This is a genomic window from Dorea longicatena, from assembly GCF_025150085.1.
Lineage (GTDB): Bacteria > Bacillota > Clostridia > Lachnospirales > Lachnospiraceae > Dorea_A > Dorea_A longicatena.
Map to the genome: position 1 here is coordinate 741,414 of NZ_CP102280.1, position 22,710 is coordinate 764,123.

At 41.2% G+C, this 22,710-nt stretch carries 21 protein-coding genes and 1 riboswitch; of the genes, 20 read left to right on the forward strand and 1 reads right to left on the reverse strand.

The window, feature by feature from the left end:
* Positions 1-117: 117 nt before the first annotated feature.
* From NQ508_RS03600 to grdD, 9 genes are all read left to right on the forward strand, one after another.
* On the forward strand, positions 118-1,491 hold the full coding sequence (locus NQ508_RS03600) for an alanine/glycine:cation symporter family protein (protein WP_044919436.1): 1,374 nt from the start codon (positions 118-120) through the stop codon (positions 1,489-1,491).
* Between the two features lie 211 nt (positions 1,492-1,702).
* Positions 1,703-1,815, forward strand: a riboswitch (glycine riboswitch).
* A 144-nt stretch (positions 1,816-1,959) separates the two neighbouring features.
* A complete protein-coding gene (locus NQ508_RS03605) occupies positions 1,960-2,340 on the forward strand; it encodes a GrdX family protein (protein WP_006426357.1) in 381 nt (126 codons plus the stop codon).
* A 72-nt stretch (positions 2,341-2,412) separates the two neighbouring features.
* Positions 2,413-3,693: a glycine/sarcosine/betaine reductase component B subunit gene (locus NQ508_RS03610; RefSeq protein ID WP_022415093.1), complete on the forward strand. Its 1,281-nt coding sequence runs from the start codon at positions 2,413-2,415 to the stop codon at positions 3,691-3,693.
* A gap of 18 nt (positions 3,694-3,711) precedes the next feature.
* Entirely contained in the window at positions 3,712-5,022 is a 1,311-nt protein-coding gene (grdB, locus tag NQ508_RS03615) for a glycine reductase complex selenoprotein B (protein ID WP_080543116.1), read from the forward strand.
* 33 nt (positions 5,023-5,055) lie between these two features.
* Entirely contained in the window at positions 5,056-6,000 is a 945-nt protein-coding gene (gene trxB / locus NQ508_RS03620; protein ID WP_006426353.1) for a thioredoxin-disulfide reductase, read from the forward strand.
* Positions 6,001-6,073: 73 nt separating this feature from the next.
* The gene (trxA, locus tag NQ508_RS03625; protein WP_006426352.1) at positions 6,074-6,391 is read left to right on the forward strand and encodes a thioredoxin TrxA; all 318 of its coding nucleotides are present in this window, start codon (positions 6,074-6,076) and stop codon (positions 6,389-6,391) included.
* Between the two features lie 74 nt (positions 6,392-6,465).
* A complete protein-coding gene (grdA, locus tag NQ508_RS03630; protein ID WP_080543115.1) occupies positions 6,466-6,927 on the forward strand; it encodes a glycine/sarcosine/betaine reductase complex selenoprotein A in 462 nt (153 codons plus the stop codon).
* Positions 6,928-7,084: 157 nt separating this feature from the next.
* Positions 7,085-8,623 (forward strand): glycine/sarcosine/betaine reductase complex component C subunit beta, encoded by a 1,539-nt coding sequence (gene grdC / locus NQ508_RS03635; protein WP_006426350.1) that lies wholly within the window; start codon positions 7,085-7,087, stop codon positions 8,621-8,623.
* A gap of 14 nt (positions 8,624-8,637) precedes the next feature.
* A complete protein-coding gene (gene grdD / locus NQ508_RS03640) occupies positions 8,638-9,792 on the forward strand; it encodes a glycine/sarcosine/betaine reductase complex component C subunit alpha (RefSeq protein WP_006426349.1) in 1,155 nt (384 codons plus the stop codon).
* Between the two features lie 85 nt (positions 9,793-9,877).
* Here the strand turns inward: grdD and sstT are convergent, their stop codons facing one another.
* A complete protein-coding gene (gene sstT / locus NQ508_RS03645) occupies positions 9,878-11,098 on the reverse strand; it encodes a serine/threonine transporter SstT (protein ID WP_006426348.1) in 1,221 nt (406 codons plus the stop codon).
* A 289-nt stretch (positions 11,099-11,387) separates the two neighbouring features.
* Between sstT and tdh the strand changes: the two genes are divergently transcribed.
* From tdh to NQ508_RS03700, 11 genes are all read left to right on the forward strand, one after another.
* Positions 11,388-12,449, forward strand: coding sequence for an L-threonine 3-dehydrogenase (tdh, locus tag NQ508_RS03650; RefSeq protein ID WP_006426346.1), 1,062 nt, complete (start codon positions 11,388-11,390; stop codon positions 12,447-12,449).
* A 22-nt stretch (positions 12,450-12,471) separates the two neighbouring features.
* The gene (locus NQ508_RS03655; RefSeq protein WP_006426345.1) at positions 12,472-13,674 is read left to right on the forward strand and encodes a glycine C-acetyltransferase; all 1,203 of its coding nucleotides are present in this window, start codon (positions 12,472-12,474) and stop codon (positions 13,672-13,674) included.
* A 118-nt stretch (positions 13,675-13,792) separates the two neighbouring features.
* Positions 13,793-15,181: an aminopeptidase gene (locus NQ508_RS03660; RefSeq protein ID WP_006426344.1), complete on the forward strand. Its 1,389-nt coding sequence runs from the start codon at positions 13,793-13,795 to the stop codon at positions 15,179-15,181.
* A 176-nt stretch (positions 15,182-15,357) separates the two neighbouring features.
* Positions 15,358-17,982: a pyruvate, phosphate dikinase gene (gene ppdK / locus NQ508_RS03665; protein ID WP_006426343.1), complete on the forward strand. Its 2,625-nt coding sequence runs from the start codon at positions 15,358-15,360 to the stop codon at positions 17,980-17,982.
* Positions 17,983-18,231: 249 nt separating this feature from the next.
* On the forward strand, positions 18,232-18,447 hold the full coding sequence (locus tag NQ508_RS03670) for a helix-turn-helix transcriptional regulator (RefSeq protein ID WP_033119795.1): 216 nt from the start codon (positions 18,232-18,234) through the stop codon (positions 18,445-18,447).
* Complete coding sequence (locus NQ508_RS03675) at positions 18,434-18,877, forward strand: hypothetical protein (protein WP_006426341.1); 444 nt, start codon at positions 18,434-18,436, stop codon at positions 18,875-18,877. Before NQ508_RS03670 ends, NQ508_RS03675 begins: the two co-directional genes overlap by 14 nt.
* Positions 18,878-19,419: 542 nt before the next feature.
* Positions 19,420-19,752 carry a DUF3784 domain-containing protein gene (locus NQ508_RS03680; RefSeq protein ID WP_006426339.1) on the forward strand — a complete coding sequence of 111 codons (333 nt, stop codon included), beginning with the start codon at positions 19,420-19,422 and terminating at the stop codon, positions 19,750-19,752.
* Between the two features lie 19 nt (positions 19,753-19,771).
* A complete protein-coding gene (locus tag NQ508_RS03685) occupies positions 19,772-20,239 on the forward strand; it encodes a hypothetical protein (protein WP_242654645.1) in 468 nt (155 codons plus the stop codon).
* 33 nt (positions 20,240-20,272) lie between these two features.
* Positions 20,273-20,470 carry a hypothetical protein gene (locus NQ508_RS03690; RefSeq protein WP_005342823.1) on the forward strand — a complete coding sequence of 66 codons (198 nt, stop codon included), beginning with the start codon at positions 20,273-20,275 and terminating at the stop codon, positions 20,468-20,470.
* Between the two features lie 279 nt (positions 20,471-20,749).
* Positions 20,750-21,439, forward strand: a complete 690-nt coding sequence (locus NQ508_RS03695; RefSeq protein WP_006426337.1) for a response regulator transcription factor — start codon at positions 20,750-20,752, stop codon at positions 21,437-21,439.
* Positions 21,415-22,680 carry a sensor histidine kinase gene (locus NQ508_RS03700; RefSeq protein ID WP_006426336.1) on the forward strand — a complete coding sequence of 422 codons (1,266 nt, stop codon included), beginning with the start codon at positions 21,415-21,417 and terminating at the stop codon, positions 22,678-22,680. Before NQ508_RS03695 ends, NQ508_RS03700 begins: the two co-directional genes overlap by 25 nt.
* The last annotated feature ends 30 nt before the right edge of the window (positions 22,681-22,710 follow it).

A 22,710-nucleotide genomic window follows, 5' to 3' on the forward strand; every position in this document is an offset into this window, starting at 1 on the left:
AATGTACAAAAAAATAAAATATAAAATAAAATATTGATTTAAAATAAATAAAAGAGTATATTTATAGAAAACACCTGATTCATTATTCATAAAATCTATAAGTAAGGAGGAAAGACTTTGGATAAACTGAATAATATCGTATTACTGATTCAGCATTATCTGGCAGATTATATTTTAATCATTCTGCTGTTAGGAGGAGGTGTTATATTTACGATCCGGCTCGGATTTATCCAGATACGGGGATTTAAGGCCGGGTGGAAAAGAACGTTTGGCGGACTGTTTTCGAAAAAAGGAACGGCGGGAAAAGACGGTATGTCATCATTTCAGGCACTTGCAACGGCTATTGCAGCACAGGTAGGAACGGGGAATATTGCAGGAGCGGCAACAGCATTGGCAATAGGCGGACCGGGAGCGATTTTCTGGATGTGGATTGCGGCATTTCTTGGAATGGCGACCATTTTCGGAGAAGCTATTATGGCTCAGAAATATAAGCATGTAGGAAAAGACGGGCATGTAACAGGCGGACCGGTTTATTATATTCAGGCGGCTTTCAAAGGTACTTTTGGAAAAATCCTGGCAGCTGTCTTTTCTGTTCTGATCATTTTTGCACTGGGATTTATGGGAAATGCGGTACAGTCCAACTCGATAGCGTCAGCATTTCATACTGCATTTGGTATACCACAGATAGTGGTGGGGATCATTATAGCGGTTATCGCATTGTTTGTATTTGTCGGAGGAATTTCCAGAATTGCAAAAGTTACAGAGACGATTGTTCCAATCATGGCATGTTTTTATATTATCGGATCACTGATTGTAATCTTTGCAAACTTTAAAGAAATCCCATATGCATTTTATTCTATCGTTGTAGGTGCTTTTAAACCGTCTGCAGTCAGTGGCGGAGCAGTGGGAGCAACGGTAAAGCTTGCACTCACAAAAGGTGTGGCAAGAGGACTGTTCTCGAATGAAGCAGGTATGGGATCGACGCCTCACGCACATGCGGTAGCGAAAGTAGAACATCCGGTAGAGCAGGGATTTGTAGCAATGATCGGTGTATTCATTGATACCTTTGTAATTCTGAATCTGACGGCACTGGTGATTATTACAACACAGTCGATTCCGACAGGGCTTACAGGTACAGCACTCAGCCAGTATGCATTTTCGAGTGTATTCGGAAAATTCGGTAATGTATTTATTGCAATCTGTATGTTCTTTTTCGCATTTTCGACGATTATCGGCTGGTATTTCTTTGGACAGGCCAATGTGAAATATTTATTTGGAAAAAATGCAGTAAAGCCGTATGCGGTTCTGGTTTCGCTCTGTGTATTGTTAGGTTCACTTGCACAGGTTGATCTGGTATGGAATATGGCAGACTGTTTCAATTCATTGATGGTAATTCCTAATATTCTTGCATTGTTCTTCCTGAGCAGCCAGATGAAAGAACTGCATGACGATTACTATCATAATTTCTTAAAAAATAAAAAAGTAAAATAAAGAAAAAAGACTTTATGAATAATGAATAAGTGAAAATGAAAAAATGGAGGAAAAATAAAAAAATATACAAATAGTAGATTGCATAATTGTTCAAAACGACTAAAAAAAGATAAAAAAAGATAAAGTATTGCAATATAAGTAACAATGATGTAATATAGAAGAAGGAAATAAATGATATAAAAATTTTCTATAACTGAAAAGAAGAGTGGGATGATATTTCTCAAGAGAGAGCTGCCAGGGCAGCCGCCGAAGAGGCAAACCGGTATCGAAAAAAATGGGGAGAAACCGGACGAAACTTTCAGGCAAAAGGACGGAGAAAGGTACTACATTCTGAATCTTGTACTGTAAGAGGAATTAGATTTAACAGGACGAAAGACAGAAAAGGACGTTTGAACGCAGTAACTGGCGTGGGACGTCCTTTTTATTTTCTAAGGCTGGTTGAAATAACATAAGAGAGGATGGACATGAATGAGTAAGTATATGGTGATCACAAATAATCCGCTTGTACGATCCAGGCTGGATGATACACATGAGGTAATCTATCTGGAACTCTCTTATGAAGAACTTCTGAAGGTAGTAAGGGACAGAATTTACGAAGGTCACAGATTATTGACACATCCATTATCAGGAAGTGTAAAACCAAAGGAAACACCGTACAAATCTGTGCTGATATCTGAGAGAAAGGAGAAGGTGGATGGGGAATCTGTCAGATTGATTGAAAATGCGATTCTGGTATGTCAGAAATTTCAAGATAAAAGTAAGTATTACAAAGAAGAAGTTTATAAGGATTTTCAATTGGTTGACTGGACTTTATTAGAGAGCGGACTGGCGTCTGCGGATGTCTGGTAGAAGACAGTGATAAAAGAGGTTGTAAAACGGGCAGCGTTTTATAAAAGAAGATGAAAAGAGGAGGAAAAGATCGTGAGATTAGAAATGGGTAATATTTACATTAAGGATATCCAGTTTGCGGATACATCAAAGATTGAAGATGGAATCCTGTATGTAGATAAAGGAGCTGTAAAAGCGGTAGCATTGGAAGATGAGCATATCAAAACAGTCACTTTTGATATTGCGAAACCAGGAGAATCAGTAAGAATCACACCGGTAAAAGATGTGATCGAACCAAGAGTAAAAGTTGAGGGAAAAGGCGGGGTATTCCCGGGAATTATTTCAAAAGTTGATACCGTTGGTTCCGGAAAGACGTATGCATTAAAAGGAATGGCTGTTGTAACAGCAGGAAGAATCGTCGGTTTCCAGGAAGGTATCATTGACATGACAGGACCGGGAGCTGATTACACACCATTTTCCAAGACATTGAATCTGGTTATGGTATGTGAACCTGTAGAAGGTATCAAGCAGCATGAATATGAAAAAGCAGTCCGGTTTGCCGGATTCCGGGTAGCAGCTTACATTGGGGAATTAGCGCGTGAGCTTACACCGGATGAGACAAAAGTATATGAGACATGCGGTATCAAAGAAGGAATCACACAGTATCCGGATCTTCCGAGAGTTGCATATGTCCAGATGCTTCAAAGCCAGGGACTCTTACATGACACTTATGTATACGGAGTGGATGCAAAGAAGACACTTCCTACAATCTTAAGTCCTACAGAGATCATGGACGGAGCAATCGTCTCTGGTAACTGTGTATCTGCATGTGATAAGAATCCTACATATGTACATGAGAATAATCCGGTTGTTCATGATCTGTTTGAAGAACATGGAAAGACACTGAACTTCGTATGTCAGATCATTACAAATGAAAATGTATACCTTGCAGATAAAGAAAGATCTTCTGACTGGACAGCAAAACTGTGTAAGATGTTAGATCTGGATGGCGTTATTGTATCACAGGAAGGATTTGGTAATCCGGATACAGACCTTATTATGAACTGTAAGAAGATCGAAGCAGAAGGCATCAAGACTGTAATTATTACAGATGAGTATGCCGGACGTGATGGAAAATCACAGTCTCTTGCGGACGCAGATGTGGCAGCAGATGCGGTTGTAACAGGTGGTAATGCAAATGAAGTTGTTATCCTGCCAAAACTTGATAAAGTAATTGGAACTTTAGATTATGTGACAAAGATCGCCGGAGCAAGTGAAGATACACTTCGCGAAGATGGATCTCTTGAAGTAGAACTTCAGGTCATCACAGGTGCAACAAATGAGACAGGTTTCAATAAGCTGAGTGCAAGATAGAAGAGGGAGGATAAGAATATGTCTAAGATAAAAGTAGTTCATTATATCAACCAGTTCTTTGCACAGATTGGTGGAGAGGAAAAAGCAGACTATCCTGCAGAAATTCGTGTTGGGGAAGTTGTAGGACCTGGTCTGGCACTGACACAGAATTTTAAAGATGAAGCAGAGATTATTGCAACAGTTATTTGCGGAGATTCTTACTTCAATGAGAACCTTGAAAAAGCAAAAGCAGATATTCTTGCAATGGTAAAAGAGCAGGCACCGGATGTATTTATTGCAGGACCGGCATTCAACGCCGGTCGTTATGGCGTGGCTTGCGGTACAATTGCGGCAGCTGTTCAGGAGGAACTTGGAATTCCTGCAGTTACAGGTATGTATGTAGAAAACCCTGGAGCAGATATGTTCAAGAATGATGTCTACATGATCTCAACAAAGAACAGTGCGGCAGGTATGAGGGATGCAGTGAAGAAACTTGCTCCGTTGGCAGTGAAACTGGCAAAAGGAGAAAAAATCGGTTCATCTGCAGAAGAAGGATATATCCCGAATGGTATCCGTGTGAATTTCTTCGAAAAAGAAAGAGGATCCAAACGTGCGGTTAAGATGCTGATCAAGAAATTGAATGACAAGCCATATGTAACAGAATATCCGATGCCGAATTTTGACAGAGTAGAACCAAATCCGGCAGTGAAGGATCTTGCACATGCGAAGATTGCCCTGGTTACTTCCGGTGGTATCGTTCCAAAGGGAAACCCGGACCACATAGAAAGTTCAAGTGCTTCTCACTATGGAGAGTATGATATTACAGGAGTTACAGATCTTACAGAAGAGACATATGAGACTGCACATGGCGGATATGATCCGGTATATGCGAATGAAGATCCGGATCGTGTACTTCCGGTAGATGTTCTTCGCGATATGGAAAAAGAAGGTGTGATCGGATCGCTTCATCATCTGTTCTATACAACTGTAGGAAATGGAACATCTGTAGCATCCGCAAAAGCATTTGCAGCAGAGTATTCGCAGAAATTAAAGGCTGACGGAGTAGATGCCGTTATCCTGACCTCCACCTGAGGTACCTGTACTCGTTGCGGTGCAACGATGGTAAAAGAAATCGAAAGAGCAGGAATTCCTGTTGTACATATCTGTACAGTTACTCCGATTTCTATGACAGTTGGTGCAAATAGAATCGTACCGGCGATTGCTATTCCACATCCACTCGGTAATCCGGCACTGGATCAGGAAGAAGAAAAGAAATTACGCCGTGGAATCGTAGAAAAAGCTCTGGAAGCTTTGACTACGGAAGTTGACGGACAGAAAGTTTTTGAATAGTACATGTGAATATAGAAGGAGATATAACGTAAAATGAGTGAGATTTATGACGTTATCATTCTGGGTGCAGGTCCTGCCGGTCTGGCGGCGGGGCTGTATGCAGGAAGAAGCCGGCTCAATGTTCTGATCATCGAAAAAGGTCAGGATGGAGGTCAGATCGCAATTACTGACGAGATTGAAAATTATCCGGGTCAGATTGTAGAAGGGGAATCCGGACCATCCCTGATTGCAAGAATGACAGAGCAGGCAGAAAAATTCGGGGCAAAAAGGGTATCCGATATGATCAAAGAAGTAGAACTTGAAGAAGAGGTCAAGGTTCTTAAGAGCGAAAAGAATGAATATCGCGGAAAAAATGTGATCATTGCAACGGGCGCACATGCAAGACCGATCGGATGCAAAGGAGAAGGACAGTTCAGGGGAAAAGGTGTTTCTTATTGTGCAACATGTGATGCGAACTTTTTTGAAGATTTTGAAGTATATGTAGTCGGCGGTGGGGATTCCGCGGTAGAAGAGGCTATGTATCTGACAAAATTCGCAAGAAAAGTTACGATCATTCACAGAAGAGATGAACTGCGGGCTGCAAAATCAATTCAAGAAAAAGCATTCAAGAATCCGAAGCTTTTCTTTATGTGGGACAGTGTCGTAGAAGAACTGGAAGGTGACGACATCCTTCAGGCAATGTATGTGAAGAATGTTAAGACCGGAGAAGTAACAAAAGTCGAAGCAGATCCGGAAGACGGAATGTTCGGGCTGTTCGGATTTATCGGAACGGTTCCGAATACAAAGATCTTTGAAGGAATCATTGATATGGATGAAAGAGGGTACATTAAGACGGATGCTGATATGCATACCAATATTCCGGGTGTATATGCAGCAGGAGATGTACGTGTAAAGAGTCTCCGCCAGGTAGTGACTGCGGCGGCAGATGGTGCGATTGCTGCGGTCCAGGTTGAAAGAAGCATGTCAGATTATTTCTAAAGAGATGTTCTTTTAGGAGAAACTCCGGAGTTTAACCGGATTAAGAATATTATATAAAAGGAGGAAAACAGACATGATAGATGTAGATAAGACTACTTTTGAAGAAGAAGTATTAAAAGCAGATGGTTATGTGTTTGTTGATTTTTATGGAGATGGATGTGTTCCTTGTCAGGCTTTAATGCCAAAGGTACATGAATTTGCAGAGACTTATGGGGATAAGTTAAAATTCACATCTTTAAATACAACAAAAGCGCGCCGTCTTGCAATTTCACAGAAAGTTTTAGGACTTCCTGTAATGGCAATCTATAAGGATGGCGAAAAGGTAGAAGAGCTGGTCAAAGACGACTGTACAGCTGAATCAATTGAAGCAATGATTAAGAAATATATCTAGACAGAACGGTAATTTCTAAATCATAGAGAAATGACCTGTAAAAGGTTAAAAATAAAAAGAAAGGAGATATAATTATGGCTATTTTAGAAGGGAAAAAAGCAATAATTATCGGAGATCGTGATGGAATTCCGGGACCAGCCATTGCAGAATGTGTAAAAACTGCAGGTGCTGAGATCGTATTCTCATCTACGGAATGTTTCGTCTGAACGAGCGCAGGCGCAATGGATCTGGAAAACCAGAAGAGAGTAAAAGAATTCGCTGAAGAATATGGTGCAGAGAACTTAGTAGTAGTTCTTGGTGCAGCAGAAGGAGAGGCTGCAGGTCTTGCAGCTGAGACTGTAACTTTAGGCGATCCTACTTTCGCAGGTCCATTGACAGGGGTCCAGCTTGGACTCACGGTATATCACGTATGCGAACCAGAGATGAAAGCAGAGTTTGACGAAGCGGTTTATGATGAGCAGGTAGGCATGATGGAAATGGTATTAGATGTTGATGATATCGTTTCAGAGATGCAGGCTATCAGAGATCAGTTATAGTCCGAAGTTTCTCATACGAATAAAAAGGACAGGTCCGTTGTGTTCCTACAGGGGACTGTCCTTTTTTCAAAATTACAATGCATTTGTAAGAAGCTGCAGGTGGCAGGTTCTGTAGATACGGTGCTTATTTTGAAGTAAACAGAAAGGTGGATAACCAATGAACAGTGTAATTAAAGGGGCAAGTTATGTATTAGTACATACACCAGATATGGTTTTATATAACGGAACAACGCAGACAACAGAGAGAGTTGTAAATCCGGATTCCGAATATCTGAAAGCAGTGCCGGAACACCTCCGGTCATATGAAGAGGCGGTTTCTTATTGGCCGAATCAGACTTATATCGGTAATGCACATCCGGATGAACTTGCTGCAGTTGAATTTCCATATTACGATAAGAAAAAAGAAGGAGCAAAACGTTACGGAAAATATGGTGAGATCATGCCGGAGGAAGAATTCCTGCTTCTGGTACAGGCATGCGATATGTTTGAAGTAGTGAGACTGGATAAAGCATTTGTAGCAAAATATAAAGATGTATTTGCCCAAGATCCAATTATCTCTGATGACATTATTGAAAAAATCCATGAAGGAGTAGAGCTTTCAGAGATCGAAGCATTGATCAATGAAGATCATGCAGAACCATTATATTTTGAACATCAGTTAGTCGGATGTGTAAAACCGGCACATGATATTGATGTGAATTTATCTTCTCATATTATGCATGAGAATCTTATGAGCAAAGCATCCAGCGTACTTGCCCTTCTGTATGCTGTGAAAAATGCAGGAATTGAAAAATCGGATGTTGAATATGTAATCGACTGTGCGGAAGAAGCATGTGGAGATATGAACCAGCGAGGCGGCGGTAACTTTGCGAAGGCAGCGGCAGAAGTTGCAGGTCTTGTAAATGCTACCGGATCCGATGCGAGAGGGTTCTGTGCGGCACCTACACATGCGCTGATCGAGGCAGCAGCACTGGTTAAATCCGGTGCATATAAGACGGTTGTTGTCACAGCAGGAGGATGTACGGCCAAACTTGGCATGAATGGAAAAGATCATGTAAAGAAAGGACTTCCGATTCTGGAGGACTGTCTGGGGGGATTTGCGGTAGTTGTATCTGAAAATGACGGAGTAAATCCGGAGATTGACCTTGATATGCTTGGACGGCACAGCGTAGGAACCGGATCTGCACCACAGAATGTAATTGGAAGTCTGGTAGCAGATCCGCTGGATCGGGTCGGTATGAAGATTACGGATATCGATAAATTTTCACCGGAGATGCAGAATCCGGATATTACGAAACCGGCGGGTGCAGGAGACGTTCCGCTTGCAAACTATAAGATGATCGGAGCTCTGGCAGTTAAGAGCGGCGAGCTGGAAAGAAAAGAACTCGTGAACTTCACAAAAGAACATGGTCTGACAGGATGGGCACCGACACAGGGACATATTCCTTCCGGAGTGCCTTATATCGGATTTGCACGGGAAGATATTTTAAGCGGTAAGATCAAGAATGCCATGATCATTGGAAAAGGAAGTCTGTTCCTTGGACGTATGACGAACCTTTTTGACGGCGTATCATTTGTAATCCACGGTAATATGGCAGCAGAGGAAAAAGCGGCTTCCGGTGTATCTGAGGAAGAAGTAAAGGGACTGATCGCAAAAGCGATGAAAGAATTTGCAGCAACCCTGATGGCAGAATAAAGGGGGTGCGTGAAATGGCAGACAAGATTGAAAGAATCATTGCAGATACATTCTTACAGATGGCAGAAGGACTAGAGACAGGAAACTTCGGAAAGAAGCCAAAGATTGCATTGACAGGTATGGGCAGTGAGCACGGAGAAGAAAATGCAATGGAAGCTGCGAAGATGGCCGCCAAAGATGGAATTGAGGTATATTACATCGGAACACTGGAAGCAGAAGGCGTTACTACTGTTAAGGTGGCAAATGATGAAGAAGGTCATAAGAAGATGGAAGAACTGCTGGCATCCCAGAAAATAGATGGAGCAGTAACTATGCATTTCCCATTTCCGATCGGTGTGTCAACGGTTGGACGTGTAGTGACACCCGCAAAAGGAAAAGAGATGTTTATTGCCAATACGACCGGAACATCCAGTGCAGACCGTATTGAGGGAATGATTAAGAATACGATCTATGGAATGATTACGGCGAAGGCGTGTGGTCTGGAACATCCGACAGTAGGAATCCTGAATGTCGACGGTGCACGTCAGACAGAGATTGCATTAAAAGAACTTAAGAAGAATGGATATGATATTACGTTTGCAGAATCTGCAAGAGCAGATGGCGGATGTGTCATGCGTGGAAATGATGTATTGCAGGGGACACCGGATATTATGGTATGTGATTCCCTGACGGGAAATATTATGGTCAAGATGCTGTCTTCCTATACAACCGGAGGAAGTTTTGAAGCATCCGGTTACGGCTATGGTCCTGGAATCGGGGAAGATTATGAACAGTTGGTTATGATCGTGTCCAGGGCATCCGGTGCACCGGTGATCGCAGGAGCAATCCGGTATGCGGCACAGCTGGTAAGAAGTAAGGTGTTTGATATTGCAAAGAAAGAATTTGAGATGGCGGAGAAAGCCGGACTAAAGGAGATTCTGGAAGTAAGAAAACAGAGCTCTAAGCCGGCGGCATCAGATGAGAATATAAAAGAGCCGCCAAAGGAAGTTGTAACATCCCAGATCGCAGGAATTGAGGTCATGGACCTGGAAGATGCAGTAAAAGTATTGTGGAAACAGAACATATACGCGGAAAGTGGAATGGGTTGTACCGGACCGATTATCCGTGTGTCCGATGCGAATCTTTCAAAAGCAGAAGAAGAGCTTAAGAAGGCCGGATATATGAATTAGAAAATAACAAATATGAAAAGCCTGGGTGAGAAGAAATTATAAAAGAAATTCTTCTCATTCAGGCTTTTGGCATTGTTATGATTCGTTATTTCTGATCATGAAGTCTCTTCTCACGGATATCGGCGATTGCTGTATAAAGTACATCAGAAGAAGAGTTAAGACCAGTCTCACAGGAATCCTGGATAACTCCGATGATGAAACCAACACCGACTGCCTGCATGGCAACGTCATTCGGCACTCCAAAAAGGCTGCAGGCCATAGGAATCAGAAGTAAGGATCCTCCGGCAACTCCGGAAGCACCTGCTGCACTTAAAGCGGCCAGTACACAGAGAATGATCGATGTAAGGAAATCTACATGGATTCCCAGTGTATGTGCGGTAGATAATGCCATAACGGAGATTGTAATAGCAGCACCAGCCATGTTGATCGTTGCTCCGAGAGGAATGGAGATAGAATATGTATCCTCATCCAGTCCAAGTTTTTTACAGAGTTCCATGTTCACAGGAATGTTGGCAGCAGAACTTCTGGTGAAGAATGCTGTGATGAAACTTCCTTTTAAGCAGGTAAATACCAACGGGAAAGGATTCTGTTTTGTGAAAATAAACACAATAATCGGATTAATGATGAAGATGACAACAGCCATACTTCCGACCAGAACCAGGATTAGTTTTCCGTAAGAAAGTAATGCATCCAGTCCCTGCTCAGAGATTGTAGAAAAGATCAGTCCCATGATACCGAATGGAGCACAGCTTATGATCCACTGAACTGCAGTAGCGGTAGCATCTGAGATGTTCTCTAATGCATCTTTCGTTCCCTGATTTGCATGTTTTAATGTGATTCCGAAAATAACTGCCCAGAAAAGAATACCGATGTAATTAGCATTGACAAGGGAATCAACCGGATTCTTAACCAGATTTGTTAAAAGGTTGGTCAGCACTTCTGCAATTCCGCTCGGTGGAGTGATATCCGTAGAAGAAGCTGAATCTGTAAAGGTCAGTGTTACCGGGAATAACCGGCAGGCGATAACTGCAACAAATGCAGAGACAAGGTTACCGACCATATACAAAACGATAATAAATTTTAAGTTGGTCTTCTGACCAGTCTTCATGTGGCAGAGCGCGCTCATAACCAGAAAGAATACCAGAAGCGGAGCAATGCCTTTAAGGGCTCCGACGAACATGGTTCCAAGGATTGAGATTACGGATGCCTGAGGAACAACAAGACCAAGAATCAGGCCGATGATCAGTCCACAGATGATACGCTTGATCAAGCTGATGTTGTTCCACTTTTTAATTAAGTTTTTCATGCGTCTTTTGGCAGGATGAAAATCCTGCACCCCTCTCTTTCGTATTTTGCTTTCGTAAGCATAGTTTGATTATACAGGAAGACTTTAAGAAAGTAAAGAAATACTTTGGAAAAGCAACTATAAAAATAGTGCAAAATAACAAGAAAAATAAGAAAAGAATGTGAAATATTTGTCAAAATAAACAAAAAATATGCGATTGAAGGTTGTCTATAAGAGTCAAGAGTGTTATAATAACCATTGTTAGTATGAATGCCATCTGGGGAGATGGTGTGTTTTGGGAGGTTATAATATGCAATTGAATAATGATGGTCTGATGTGGGCACTGGTAAAAGAAAAACCGGAAGAAGGTCTCTGGATGAAGAGAGTTCCGATCCCGGAAGTGGGATCGAATGATGTGAAAATCAAGATTCATAAGACAGCAATCTGTGGAACGGATGTACACATTTATCAGTGGAATGACTGGGCGCAGCATACCATTCCGATCGGCCTTACTGCAGGCCATGAGTACGTTGGAGAGATTGTAGAAAAAGGGGAAGGCGTACGGGGATTTGAGATTGGAGATCTGGTATCGGGAGAAGGACATATCACATGTGGAAAATGTAGAAACTGTCTGGAAGGCCACAAAGAGAACTGTAAGGATGCAAAAGGGGTCGGTGTTAACCGTAACGGAGCATTTGCCGAGTATCTGGTAATTCCGTCAAGTAATGTATGGCCATGTAATCCGAACATACCGGAAGAGATGTATGCAATCTTTGATCCATTCGGAAATGCAACACATACCGCACTTTCTTTTGATTCACTGGGAGAAGATGTGCTGGTCGCAGGAGCAGGCCCGATCGGATGCATGGCGGCAGCAATCGTGAAATTTGCAGGAGCCAGAAATGTTGTGGTGACAGATATGAATCCGTACAGACTGGAACTTGCCGCGAAGCTGGGAGCTACAAGAACGGTTAACTTAAAAGAAGAAAATTTGAAAGATGTCATGAAGCAGATCGGAATGACAGAAGGATTTGATGTCGGACTTGAGATGTCCGGTTCACAGGCGGCATTAGATGACATGATCCACAATATGAAACACGGTGGACATATCGCATTGCTTGGTTTGCAGAGAACAGATGCGAAAGTAGATCTTGAGACAGTGATCTTTAATGGATTACATCTGAAAGGAATCTACGGACGTAAGGTATGGGATACCTGGTATAAGATGTCTACGATGTTGCAGGCAGGACTGGATATTTCTGATATCATCACACACCATTTTGATATCAAGGATTATCAGAAAGGATTTGAAGCAATGATTTCCGGTAATTCAGGAAAAGTTATCCTGGACTGGGCACATGTGAATGACTAAATAGAAATTGAGAGGTAAGAAAATGGCACGTAAGAATGATATTTTAAACATTTATACAAAAGAAGTAGAAGGAATCAAAGAGGCGGGGCTTTTCAAAGGGGAAGCACCATTCGTATCTCCTCAGGGAGCAAGAGTGAAGATGGAAGATGGAAGAGAGCTCCTTTGCATGTGTGCGAATAACTACCTGGGACTGGGGGATAACCCGAGACTGATCGAGGCAGCTAAGAGGACATATGATGAAAAAGGATACGGAGTTGCGTCTGTACGTTTCATCTGTGGTACACAGGATATTCATAAGAAACTGGAGAAGAAGATATCAGGATTCCTGGGAACAGATGATACCATCCTTTATTCTTCCTGCTTTGATGCCAATGGCGGTTTGTTTGAGACAATCCTGACAGCGGATGATGCAGTTATCAGCGACGAGCTGAACCATGCTTCTATTATTGACGGAGTCCGCCTGTGTAAGGCAAAACGTTTCCGTTATAAGAATAACGATATGGAAGATCTGGAGGCAAAATTAAAAGAAGCGGATGAGTCAGGAGCAAGAATCAAGCTGATCGCTACAGACGGTGTATTCTCCATGGATGGAATCATCTGTAACTTAAAGGGTGTATGTGATCTTGCTGATAAATATAATGCACTGGTAATGGTGGATGACAGCCACGCAGTCGGATTTGTAGGAAAGACCGGACGTGGAACCGCAGAATACTGTGGCGTAGAAGGCCGTGTAGATATCATTACCGGAACATTAGGAAAAGCACTCGGAGGAGCATCCGGCGGATATACATCCGGACGTAAGGAAATCATCGATCTTCTGAGACAAAGAAGCCGTCCGTACCTGTTCTCGAATTCCCTGGCACCGGCAATCGCGGGAGCGAGCCTTGAGCTGTTTGATATGCTGGAGGAAAGCACAGAACTTCGTGATCACCTGGAAGAAGTGACTGCATATTATAGAAAGAAACTGGTAGATAACGGTTTCGATATCATCCCTGGAACACATCCATGTGTACCGGTTATGCTTTATGATGAAAAGACAGCAGCAGAATTTGCAAAACGTATGATGGAAAAAGGGGTATATGTTGTTGCATTCTCTTATCCGGTTGTACCAAAGGGAAAAGCAAGAATCCGTACACAGGTATGCGCAAGCCATACAAAAGAAGATATTGATTTCATCGTAAAATGCTTTATCGAAGTAAGAGAAGAGATGGGATTGAATAAATAATTTAAAATGAAATAAAAACAGGAAAATGGTATGCAACATTTATGAAAAGTGGTGCGTACCATTTTCGTTTTTGTGCTATACTAAACACAGCGTGGATTTGAAAGGAGAGACAAACAACATGGAAAGAAGAAATGCATGGAAGATATACACAGCTGATCAGTTAAAAGAACTGGATCAGATCAACAGCAGATATAAAGTATGCCTGGATGAAGGAAAGACAGAAAGAGAATGCGTCCGCCTGACGGTAAAAGAGATTGAGAAGAAGGGTTACCGCAATCTGAAAGATATCAAAGGCAGCTTAAAAGCGGGAGATAAGGTCTATGCAGTATGTATGGGAAAAAGTATTGCAATGTTCCAGATCGGAAAAGAACCGCTGGAAAATGGTATGAATATTCTCGGAGCACACATTGATTCACCAAGAATTGATGTAAAACAGAATCCGTTATATGAAAATGAAGATCTTGCTTATCTGGATACCCACTATTATGGCGGAATCAAGAAATATCAGTGGGTGACACTTCCACTGGCACTTCATGGAGTGATCGTTAAGACAGACGGGACTGTCCAGAAAGTAAATATCGGAGAAAAAGAGGATGATCCGGTATTCGTAGTTACAGATCTGCTGATTCACCTGGCCGGAAAACAGATGGAGAAGAAAGCAAGCACGGTAATCGAAGGTGAGAAACTGGATCTTCTGATCGGAAGTCGTCCGCTTGAGAAAGAAGAAGGACTGGATGAGGATGAAAAAGACGCAGTAAAAGCGAACGTTATGAAGATCCTGACAGACTATTATAATATGGAAGAAGAAGATTTCCTGTCTGCAGAACTGGAGATCGTTCCGGCCGGAAAGGCAAGAGACTGCGGGCTTGACAGAAGTATGATCCTTGCTTATGGACAGGATGACAGAGTATGTGCATTTACTTCGTTATTTGCAATGCTGGATGTAGAAGATGTAGAACGTACTTCCTGCTGTATCCTGGTAGATAAAGAAGAGATCGGAAGCGTGGGAGCAACCGGTATGCATTCCCGTTTCTTTGAAAATGTGGTAGCAGAGCTTGTTGCACTGACAGAAGGAGAATCAGATCTTAAGGTACGCCGTGCACTTCAGAATTCAAAGATGCTTTCCTCTGATGTAAGTGCAGCTTACGATCCGATGTATGCAGAAGCATTTGAAAAGAGAAGTGCCGCATTCTTCGGAAGAGGGCTGGTATTCAATAAATTTACCGGAGCAAGAGGCAAGAGCGGCTCGAATGATGCTAATGCAGAATATCTGGCAGAAGTACGCCGTGCAATGAATGCAGAAGATGTATCCTATCAGTTCGCGGAACTTGGAAAAGTAGACCTCGGCGGAGGCGGAACAATTGCATATATCATGGCAAATTATGGTATGGAAGTCATCGACAGCGGAGTTGCAGTGCTGAGTATGCATGCACCATGGGAAGTTACAAGTAAGGCAGATGTATACGAGGCATACAGAGGATATAAGTCGTTTTTACGTAATATTTAGAAAATTAAGTCGCATATTAGTACTTGAATGTACTAAAATTTAGACAATTGTGCAGAATGCCCGAAATTCCAGGGAAAAATCGGCAGATTTATTGGTGAAAGTCTTGACGAAAACTGGTAAAAACAGTAAAATATGAAGTGCGACTTAGAAAATTTAGTTTTAGGAGGTCATGACAAATGGCAAAATGGGTTTATATGTTTACAGAAGGTAACGCAACCATGAGAAACCTTCTTGGTGGAAAAGGTGCAAACCTTGCTGAAATGACAAACTTAGGTCTTCCAGTACCACAGGGCTTTACTGTAACAACAGAAGCTTGTACACAGTACTACGAAGACGGCAGACAGATCAATGACGAAATTATGGGTCAGATCATGGAAGCCATCGATAAAATGGAAGGAATTACAGGAAAGAAATTCGGAGATAAGAAGAATCCACTTCTCGTTTCAGTTCGTTCTGGAGCAAGAGCTTCTATGCCTGGTATGATGGATACAATCCTGAACCTTGGATTAAATGAAGAAGTAGTTGAGACACTTGCTGAAGCTTCAGGAAATCCTCGTTGGGCTTGGGACTGCTACAGAAGATTCATCCAGATGTTCTCTGACGTAGTTATGGAAGTTGGAAAGAAATATTTCGAAGAGCTGATCGACAAGATGAAAGCTGACAGAGGTGTTAAGCAGGACGTTGAACTTACTGCAGAAGACCTGAAAGAGCTGGCTAACCAGTTCAAGGCTGAATACAAAGAGAAGATTGGTTCTGATTTCCCATCTGATCCGAAGGAACAGTTAATGGAAGCAATAAAAGCTGTATTCCGTTCATGGGACAACCCAAGAGCTAACGTATATCGTCGTGACAATGATATCCCATATTCATGGGGAACAGCTGTTAACGTACAGATGATGGCATTTGGTAACATGGGAGATGACTGTGGTACAGGTGTTGCGTTTACTCGTGACCCAGCTACAGGAGAGAACGGTCTGTTCGGAGAATTCCTTACAAATGCACAGGGAGAAGACGTAGTTGCCGGCGTTCGTACACCAATGCACATTTCAGAAATGGAAGAGAAATTCCCAGAAGCATTCGTACAGTTCAAACAGGTTTGTGAAACTCTTGAAAAACACTATAGAGATATGCAGGACATGGAGTTTACTGTAGAGCATGGTAAACTGTACATGTTACAGACACGTAATGGTAAGAGAACAGCAAAAGCTGCTCTGAAGATCGCTTGTGATCTTGTTGATGAAGGAATGAGAACAGAGGAAGAGGCTGTTGCAATGATCGACCCTCGTAACCTTGACTCTCTGCTTCACCCACAGTTCGATGCTGCAGCACTGAAAGCTGCTACACCACTTGCTAAAGCACTTGGAGCATCTCCAGGAGCTGCTTGCGGTAAGATTGTATTCACAGCTGATGACGCTGTTGAATGGGCTGCAAGAGGAGAAAAAGTTGTTCTTGTACGTCTTGAGACATCACCAGAAGATATCACAGGTATGAAGTCTGCACAGGGTATCCTGACAGTTCGTGGTGGTATGACATCTCACGCAGCCGTAGTTGCTCGTGGTATGGGTACATGCTGTGTATCTGGTTGCGGTGACATCGCAATGGACGAAGCTAATAAGAAATTTACACTTGCCGGAAAAGAATATCATGAAGGAGACTGCATCTCACTTGATGGTTCTACAGGTAATATCTATGATGGTATCATCCCAACAGTTGATGCAACAATCGCTGGTGAATTCGGAAGAATTATGGGATGGGCTGACAAATACAGAACAATGAAAGTTCGTACAAACGCTGATACACCACACGATGCTGTAAAAGCACGCGAACTTGGTGCAGAAGGTATCGGACTTTGCCGTACAGAGCATATGTTCTTCGAAGGAAACAGAATTGATGCATTCCGTGAAATGATCTGCTCTGAGACAGAAGAAGAAAGAGAAGCAGCACTTGCTAAGATTCTTCCAGAACAGCAGGGAGACTTCGAAAAACTGTATGAAGCACTGGAAGGTAACCCGGTTACTATCCGTTTCCTTGATCCACCGCTTCATGAGTTCGTTCCTACAGAAGAGGAAGACATTAAGAAACTTGCTGACGCTCAGGGTAAAACTGTTGAGCAGATCAAGACAATCATCGACAGCCTTCATGAGTTCAACCCAATGATGGGACACCGTGGATGCCGTCTTGCAGTAACATATCCAGAGATTGCTAAGATGCAGACAAGCGCTGTTATCCGTGCAGCAATCAATGTAAAGAAAGCTCACCCAGACTGGAACGTAAAACCAGAGATCATGATCCCACTTGTTGGAGACATCAAAGAGCTTAAATATGTTAAGAAATTCGTAGTAGAGACAGCAGACGCTGAGATTGCAGCAGCAAACAGCGATCTTGAGTACGAAGTTGGAACAATGATCGAGATCCCAAGAGCAGCTCTTACAGCTGATCAGATCGCTTCAGAAGCTGACTTCTTCTGCTTCGGTACAAACGACTTAACACAGATGACATACGGATTCTCTCGTGACGATGCTGGTAAGTTCTTAGACGCTTACTATGATGCTAAGATCTTCGAGAACGATCCATTTGCTAAGCTTGACCAGACAGGTGTTGGTAAATTAATGGAAATGGCTATCGAATTAGGTAAGCCAGTTAACCCAAGCCTTCACGTTGGTATCTGTGGAGAGCACGGTGGAGATCCATCTTCAGTTGAATTCTGCAACAAGATCGGTCTTGACTATGTATCTTGCTCACCATTCCGTGTACCAATCGCTCGTCTTGCAGCAGCACAGGCAGCAATTAACCAGAAATAGTACACTGTAGGTGACTAACATAGAACGTTAATTAGCTTATATAGAAAACCCCTTACATCAATTATGGTGTGAGGGGTTTTTTACGTGAAAAATGTACAAAAGTTTTTGGGTGTGGTAGTATGATGATAAAGACAAATCGGTATTTTCCCATGATAAAGAAGTAAATATTGTAAAGGAAACTTGACAAGATGAGCGTGTCATGCTATAGTAAGATTGTAAAGGAAACTTGTCATGCAAGGAGGCGTTTTTTTGAAGAATAAAGTTGAGCAATTACGAAAGGAGCGAGGACTAAATCAGGATGATTTTGCAAAAATGCTTCGTGTTTCAAGGCAAACCATTAGTTCAATCGAAACAGGAAAGTATAATCCATCATTGGAATTAGCTTTTGCAATTTCAGACTTTTTTGGCAAACGAATTGAAGAAATCTTTATCTATGAAAGAGGTGCAGAAAATGAAAAAGAGTAATTTGATAACCGGGATACTATATGTGCTTTTCGGCGTGGCTTGTTTGATTGTTGCGCTGTTGATTGAAACAAAGTTAGAGGGCATTTTATGGGGCTTTGCGGGCGCAGGTATCTTCCCCGGAATTATGATGATATGCAAATATTTTTATTGGAGTTCCCCCAAAAATAAAGAGCGATACGAAGAGCGTTTGGAGAACGAACGAATTGAACAGCATGACGAGTTGAAAACAAAAATCAGAGATAGAGCCGGAAGATATACTTACAGCTTAGGATTGCTGGTTGTTTGTTTCTCCATTTTGGTTTTCGGTATTCTCGGAGCATTGGAAGTCATTGATAATGCTCGCATGATTGTACTCTATCTCAGCGGATATTTACTGTTTCAAGTTATCGCAGGAATTGTCATTTTTAATAAGCTGATGAAAAAGTATTAAGGAAAAATCCCTTTAGGAACTAAAGGGCGCACTTCTATACTCTCCTATCGGGAGTATGTGCGTCCTGCGGAGCTTCATTCCCAGTCAGCAGAAGAAAACTGCCCGACCGAGAATGTTTCGTCACTTCGTTCCGTCAAGGGAGCTACACTCCCTTGCGCCGCTTATGCGGCTATCCCTTGTGGACTTGCCGTCTGCAAACAGCATAAAATGCTGTTCGCCGCCAGCAAGTTTGAAGGCGAATAAAATGAATTTTATGGAACAAGCAAATCGGAAGTTCAATGTGAGGAAAATTAGATGAAGAAAAAGTCTTATTGGTTAAGTATTAGTGTGTTCGTATTGATACTGATATGGACGGGTTATTATTATGCAATGCAGTACACAGGAGGATTTGCAGACTTAAAGGACTCTATTGTTTGTGGGATTGTAGGTTTGATATGTATCGTATTTATCGTGAAAAGAACTATTGACTTTTTGAAAAACAAAAAATCGTAAAATTTCAGTTTATAGAATTAAGAAAATGAAATGTAAGGAGGAGTATGTAAATGAAATTAGCAGATTTAGCAACAGGCTCTGATTGGATAGTGTGGATTGTCTTTGCGATATTTGCTGTACTTTCTATTATTTTACTTTCTGGACATGGAAGCTGGTTCATTTCTGGATATAATACAGCTTCAAGAGAAGAAAAGGAAAAATATGATGAAAAGAAGTTATGCAGAACAATGGGAATTGGAATGTCTATTATAGCAATTCTTGCATTAACTATGAGCTTGTTTGAAAATATTTTGCCTGCATTTTATATATATATTGCATTGGGGATTATTTTGGTTGATGTCGTGGTAATTATCATTTTAGGAAACACACTATGCAGAAAGTAATAACATCAAGTTAGGAGAATTGAGAAAATCGAAGTTTGTGATGGTAGATAATATGGAATGGTTTAATGTTTTTGGGCTGATTTTTATTGCAGTCATTATGATACCCAATGTTGTATTTGCGATTAAGTGCAAAGATGGATTTGATAATAAGTGGAACAATAAATATGTTGAGGTCACAGAACAAGTAGGGAGATTGGGTTGTTTCGGATTCATGATAATCAATATTCCGGGAACTTGGTTCGGGTGGTGGTCTGACGAAGCATTTGCACTATATCTGATTGTAGATACCATATTGGTAATGCTTTATTGTGCTATTTGGATTATATGTTTTAAGAAAAACAGCGTTTTCAGAGCATTAGCACTTTCTATTATTCCTTCAATGTTGTTCTTATTTAGTGGGATTATGAGTAGGTCAGTGCTATTGATTATTGCATCAGTATTATTTGCACCAAGTCATATTATGATTTCATATAAAAATGTAAAATGATATTTACAAATTCCAGTTTTCGGAGGTCGAAGTATGGGATTGCTTGATAGGTTAAAATCGAATAAAAACAACAAAGATTTCTTTGAATGGTTAGATTTACTTTTAAAGAATGAATTGAGTAGTGAAATAAAAGCGATTATCTTTAATTTATATGAAGATACAGATAATAAATGGTCTATTGAATTAGTCGGCACATTTTCATTCAATAAGGATAATGACGATTGGGCTTAACCAGAAATAGTACACTGTAGGTGACTAACATAGAACGTTAATTAGCTTATATAGAAAACCCCTTACATCAATTATGGTGTGAGGGGTTTTTATGTCGCCATGCGTTCAAGAGAAGTTGCCGATGGCAAGTTCTCTGTGTGAAAAAATGTACAAAAGTTTTTGGGTGTGGTAGTATAATGATAAAGAAAAATCGGTATTGTTTTAATATGTCTTGGATGCGGAAGGCGAACAAAAGCTAGTTTCTATTCTGGATAGTTAATAAAGAGAGGTGCATATGCTATGCCAGGTATACTCGTGGTTGAAGATGATGAAAATTTAAATCGTGGAATTACATTCTCACTGAAAAAATCCGGATATGAGGTTTTTTCAGCAGAATCAGTGAAAAAAGCGAAAAGAATTGCAAGTGATCATAATGTGGATGTTACCATTTGTGATGTGAATCTTCCGGATGGGAATGGACTGGAATTTGTAAGGTGGATGAGATGCAATTATAATACATACATTATTTGTCTTACAGCACTAGATCAGGAGATGGATCAGGTCATGGGATATGAAGCAGGGGCAGATGATTATATTACAAAGCCGTTTAGTCTTTCGGTACTTCTTTTGAAAATAGAAGCACATTTCCGCCGCAGACAGGAGAAAACGGGAGCCGGAAAGATGATTTCGGGAGATATCGTATTTATCGCAGGAGAAATGAAAGTCCTGATAAAGAGTCGTGAAATCAGTCTGACAAAAACGGAGTTGAAAATGCTGACTTTTTTTCTTCAGAATCCGAAACAGATTCTTTCAAAAACACAAATATTGGAAAATGTGTTTGATCTGGAAGGGGATTTTGTGGATGAAAATACAATCGCTGTCAATATCAGAAGACTCCGTGAGAAAATCGAAGACAATCCGGCTGCACCGGTCTATATAAAGAATATCAGAGGTCTTGGGTATATATGGAATCAGGAGGTAAGGCAGTGACAAAGAGATATCGCAAGAAGATCACAGTAGCGCTCTCCTTGGTTTTGCCTGTCATAGTATTGTTTGCAATATTAAATTGCTTTACCACATATGTGTTTTATGAAGATTATAAATATAAAATGAATCTTATGACAGAGATTGCTACAAAGGAAGAATTTTCCGGGCTGGATGCTGTTTCGGAATTGCTTAAGGATAAGGATATTGAAACCAACGAACAGGGAAGGCGATTATTGGAGCAATATGGATACTGGGGAAATAAAGGGAATGCATTTTATATGCAATTCCGGCATCAGGTTATGGTGACCGGTGCTGTAAGCACTGTGATATGCGTGCTTCTTTTGACTTTTTTACTTTATTGGAAGAAAAAAGAAGATGCGTGTCATCAGAAAATTTTAGACCAGTTGGAAGAAATTCTGATCAGATTCCGTGAAAATAAATTTGATGCTTTACTGAAAACGGAAAATCCAGCAGAACTGGAAAAATTGAATGACCAGCTTGAAGCAATCGGACATCATATTCAGTTGCTAAAGGAAGAAGCACGGGAAGAAAAAGAGAGCACGAAAGAAATGGTTTCTGATATCTCTCACCAGTTAAAGACACCGGTTGCAGCTTTGGATACATGTTTTAGTGTGCTGATGCAGAATGACTTAAGTGCCACAGAACAGGAGGAGTTTCGTATCCGTTGTCGGAGTGCTCTGGATGGACTGGAGACATTATTGCAGTCGCTTCTTGAAATATCCAAGATGGAAACTGGACTGATTCAGATTAATAAGAAAAAACTTCCGCTTATGGATACTGTCATATCTGCTGTGAACTGTACTTATCCAAAAGCGGATGAGAAAGAAATTGAATTCGTTTTTGACTATGCAAAAGAGCTGGAAACATGCATGGTTATGCAGGATAAAAGATGGCTTGGTGAAGCTGTGATCAACGTTCTGGATAATGCAATCAAGTACAGCCCGGATGGTTCAAAAATATTTATCCGGTTACAAAAAAGAAACGATCTTGTAAGAATGGAAATTGAGGATCAGGGAATTGGTATTCCGCAGAATGAGTATCACAAAATTTTTCAACGATTTTACAGAGGAAGTTCTAGGAAGGTCATGGAAAAGAGTGGTACAGGAATCGGACTTTTTCTATCGAGAGAAATTATCGAAAAACACGGAGGTACAATCATGGTAACCTCCGGCAAAAAGAAAAAAGGAAGCACGTTTGTGATTCAATTACCATATGTTGGTTAAATTTTAAGTGGGCAGAAATCTTACAATTCT